We start from the raw sequence: 3,412 nt of genomic DNA, 5'->3' as shown, positions 1-3,412 counted from the left end.
CGCCCCGCCGCCGCGGCAGGCGGAGGTCACCAGTCAGATGCCGCCGACCCCGCCTGCGGCCCCCACCCCGGCGCCGCAGCCACCGCGGCAGGCCAACTCGATGATGCGCGCGCCCCAGGCGAACGCCCCGACGGGCGCGCGTTTCGAACAGCCCCGTACGGCCCCGACCGCGCCGCCGCGCCCGGCCGCCGCTCCGGCGCCGACCCAGCACTTCGCCGACCCGCAGGCCGAACAGAACACGGCCTGGCCGGGGCAGACGGCCAATCAGCCCGCTCCGACGTCGGCGGCCACGATGGGCAACCACCGCGCCATCGATGCGCTGTCCCACGTCGGCGTGAAGTCGGCGGTCAAGATGCCGTCGCAGCGCGGCTGGCGCCACGTCCTCTACATGCTCACCCGCATCAATCTCGGGTTCTCTCCTGACGAGCTGTACGAGATGGACCTGCACACCCGGATCCGCCGCAACGCACGGGACTCGTATCAGATCGGTGTGTTCGGGCTCAAGGGCGGCGTCGGCAAGACGGCCGTCACCGTCGCACTCGGCTCGGCGCTGAGCAGGATCCGCGGCGACCGGATCCTCGCCGTCGACGCCGATCCCGACGGCGGCAATCTCGCCGACCGGGCCGGACGCCAGTCCGCGGCCACGATCGCCGACCTGCTGTCCGACAAAGAACTGGCGCGCTACAACGACATCCGCGCGTACACCAGCATGAACGCCTCCAACCTCGAGGTGCTGTCGTCGGAGGACTACAGCGGTGCCCGCCGCGAGTTCAACGACGAGGACTGGAAGGGCATCGTCGGCGTCGTCTCGCGGTATTACAACCTGGTTCTGGCCGACTGCGGCACAGGGCTTTTCACACCCGCGTCGCGGGGCGTGCTGTCGACGGTGTCGGGCATGGTGATCGTCGCCAGCGCCTCGATCGACGGCGCCCGCCAGGCGGCCGTCACGATGGACTGGATGCGCCAGAACGGTTATCAGGATCTGCTGGGCCGGTCCTGCGTGGTGATCAACCATGTGACACCGGGGAAGCCGAACATCGACGTGGCCGATCTCGTTCAGCAATTCGAGCGGCACGTGCCACCCGGTCGTGTCATCGTTCTCCCGTGGGACAAGCACATCGCCGCGGGCACCGAGATCCAGCTCGACCTGCTCGACGATACCTTCGAGCGGAGGATCATCGAGTTGGCGGCCGCCTTGTCTGACGACTTCGACAGGCTCGAACGCCGTTGACCACCACCGCCGCTGCCTCGTCGAGCACCTCGAGCGTCACCCCGGGACGGCCGTCCACCACCCGGGTGACAATCCTCACCGGTCGGCGGATGACCGACCTGGTGCTGCCGGCGTCGGCACCCATCGAGACCTACATCGACGAGACGGTGGCCGTCCTGGGCGAGATGCTCGAGGACACCCCGAAGGACGTGCTGGGCGGCTTCGACTTCTCGGCACAGGGCGTGTGGGCGTTCGCGCGGCCGGGCGCGCCGCCGATCAGGTTCAGTGAATCCCTCGATGACGCAGGCGTCGTCGACGGTTCGCTGCTGACGCTCGTCTCGGTCAGCCGGACCGAACGGTACCGGCCGCTGGTCGAGGACGTGATCGACGCGATCGCCGTGCTCGACGAGTCTCCGGAGTTCGACCGCACCGCACTCAACCGCTTCGTCGGCATCGCCATTCCGCTGGTGGCGCTGGTGGTCACGGTGCTGGCACTGCTCACCTGGTCGAACACCGGCCAGGACTGGTGGTGGGCGGTGGCGCTCGGTGTGCTGGGCCTCGGGATCCTCGGCGGCAGCCTGATGGCCCGAAGCCGGTACGACAACATCGACCTGTCCGAGAGTCTGCTGGTGGCGTCGGTGCCGCTACTGGCCGGCGCTGCGGCACTGGCGGTTCCGCTACCCCGCGGTGTCGAACAGCTGGGTGCGCCCCAGGTGGCCGGTGCGGCGTCGGTCGTGTTGTTGCTGACACTCGCCACCCGCGGAGGCCCGCGCGGCCGTGCTCATCTTGCCGCGTTCCTCGCGGTGACGTGCACCGCGATCGCACTGGCGGCGATCGCCTTCGGTTACGGCTGGCAGTACTGGGTGCCCGCAGGCGCCGTCGCATTCGGCCTGATGGCGGTCACCAACGCGGCGAAGCTCACTGTCGCCGTTGCGCGTATCGCTCTGCCCCCGATTCCGGCCCCCGGCGAGACGGTGAGCAACGACGAACTGCTCGACCCGGTGACCACCCCGGATCCCAGCGACGAGGAGTCGCCGACCTGGCAGGCCATCATCGCCTCGGTTCCCGAATCGGCCGCGCGACTGCAGGAACGCAGTGTGCTGGCCAAGAAGCTGTTGATCGGCTTCCTGACCGCCGGGGCGCTGGTGCTGGCCACCGGTGCGATCACCGTCGTCGTGCAGGGCCACTTCTTCGTGCACAGCCTGATCGTCGCCGGCCTCGTCACGGCGATCTGCACCTTCCGCTCGCGCCTGTACGCCGAACGGTGGTGTGCCTGGGCATTGCTCGCGGCGGCGGTGATCATCCCCACCGGCGTGACCGTACGGCTGTGCCTGTGGAATCCGGACGACGCCTGGCTGGTCCTGGCCGTCTACCTCGCGCTCGGCGCGGTGGCGTTGGTGATCGTCGGCGCCACCGACAACGTGCGGCGGGTGTCGCCGGTGACCAAGCGCATCCTCGAACTGCTCGACGGCGCGACGATCGCCGCGGTCATCCCGCTGCTGCTGTGGATCGCCAGCGTCTACGACCTGTTACGGAACCTGCGGTTCTGAGTGCCCGCCGGTGCGGGTGAGCTGACACCCGCGGGAACCCGCGAGATGCGGACGCCACCGGCCGTCTGAGCGTCAGGGCCGGTCGCCGGTGGTCTCGGCGACCAGGGCGTCGATGCGTTCGCGGTCGGCGTCGATGGACTCGCTGGCCGCCGCCGTCGCGTTCTGCAGCGCTTCGTTCAGCCGCTGCTCCACCGTCGCCGCACCGAGCCGCAACAACCCCGGCTCGAGATGGATCCCGGTCAGGTGGTGATGCCCGTTGAGGGTCACCTCCACGGTCCCGGTCTCGTCTGTGGCGGTGAAGGTCTCGCTGTTCATCTTGTGCAACTGGTCGTCCATGATGGACTGCAACCGCTGCGCCTGCTGCAGCACCGCGGCGACCTCGGGGTGCATGTCGTCGGTCACGTGATCTCCTTGTCCTGGCCGCCGTCCTTGCCGGGGCGTCGCGCCCGCAGACCGATGACGGGCTCGGTGGACGGGCGATCCTCGACGTACAGCTCCTCGTCGGGCGAGAGGCCCGGCGTCCGCCGCCTCTCCTTGGCGCCGCCACCCTGGCCGCCCATGCCGTGGCCGCCGCCCATCGGCATACCGCCCATCGCGCCGCCGGCGGTGCCCGCGGCACCGACCGGCGCCGCACCGCCGCCGGAAACGGCGG

The 3,412-nt window shown here is 69.9% G+C and carries 3 protein-coding genes and 1 pseudogene; 2 read left to right on the top strand and 2 right to left on the bottom strand.

Annotation, left to right across the window (positions count from 1 at the left end; translation table 11 throughout):
- Positions 1-1,231 (top strand): MinD/ParA family ATP-binding protein (locus H7I41_RS22685; RefSeq protein ID WP_264014879.1); only part of this gene is annotated, 1,231 nt, incomplete at its 5' end.
- Positions 1,228-2,760 carry a type VII secretion integral membrane protein EccD gene (eccD, locus tag H7I41_RS22680; RefSeq protein ID WP_264014878.1) on the top strand — a complete coding sequence of 511 codons (1,533 nt, stop codon included), beginning with the start codon at positions 1,228-1,230 and terminating at the stop codon, positions 2,758-2,760. The genes H7I41_RS22685 and eccD, both read left to right, overlap by 4 nt.
- Positions 2,761-2,832: 72 nt before the next feature.
- Here the strand turns inward: eccD and H7I41_RS22675 are convergent, their stop codons facing one another.
- Both H7I41_RS22675 and H7I41_RS22670 read right to left on the bottom strand, forming a co-directional pair.
- Complete coding sequence (locus H7I41_RS22675; RefSeq protein WP_269896979.1) at positions 2,833-3,162, bottom strand: YbaB/EbfC family nucleoid-associated protein; 330 nt, start codon at positions 3,160-3,162, stop codon at positions 2,833-2,835.
- Positions 3,159-3,412, bottom strand: a pseudogene (locus H7I41_RS22670) (hypothetical protein); the annotation flags it as partial. The gene H7I41_RS22675 and the pseudogene H7I41_RS22670, both read right to left, overlap by 4 nt.

Origin of the sequence: [Mycobacterium] manitobense (genome assembly GCF_025821665.1) — a bacterium.
GTDB lineage: Bacteria > Actinomycetota > Actinomycetes > Mycobacteriales > Mycobacteriaceae > Mycobacterium > Mycobacterium arseniciresistens.
Note: the sequence above shows the minus strand (reverse complement) of the source record. Positions and strands in the feature narration are given on the sequence as shown.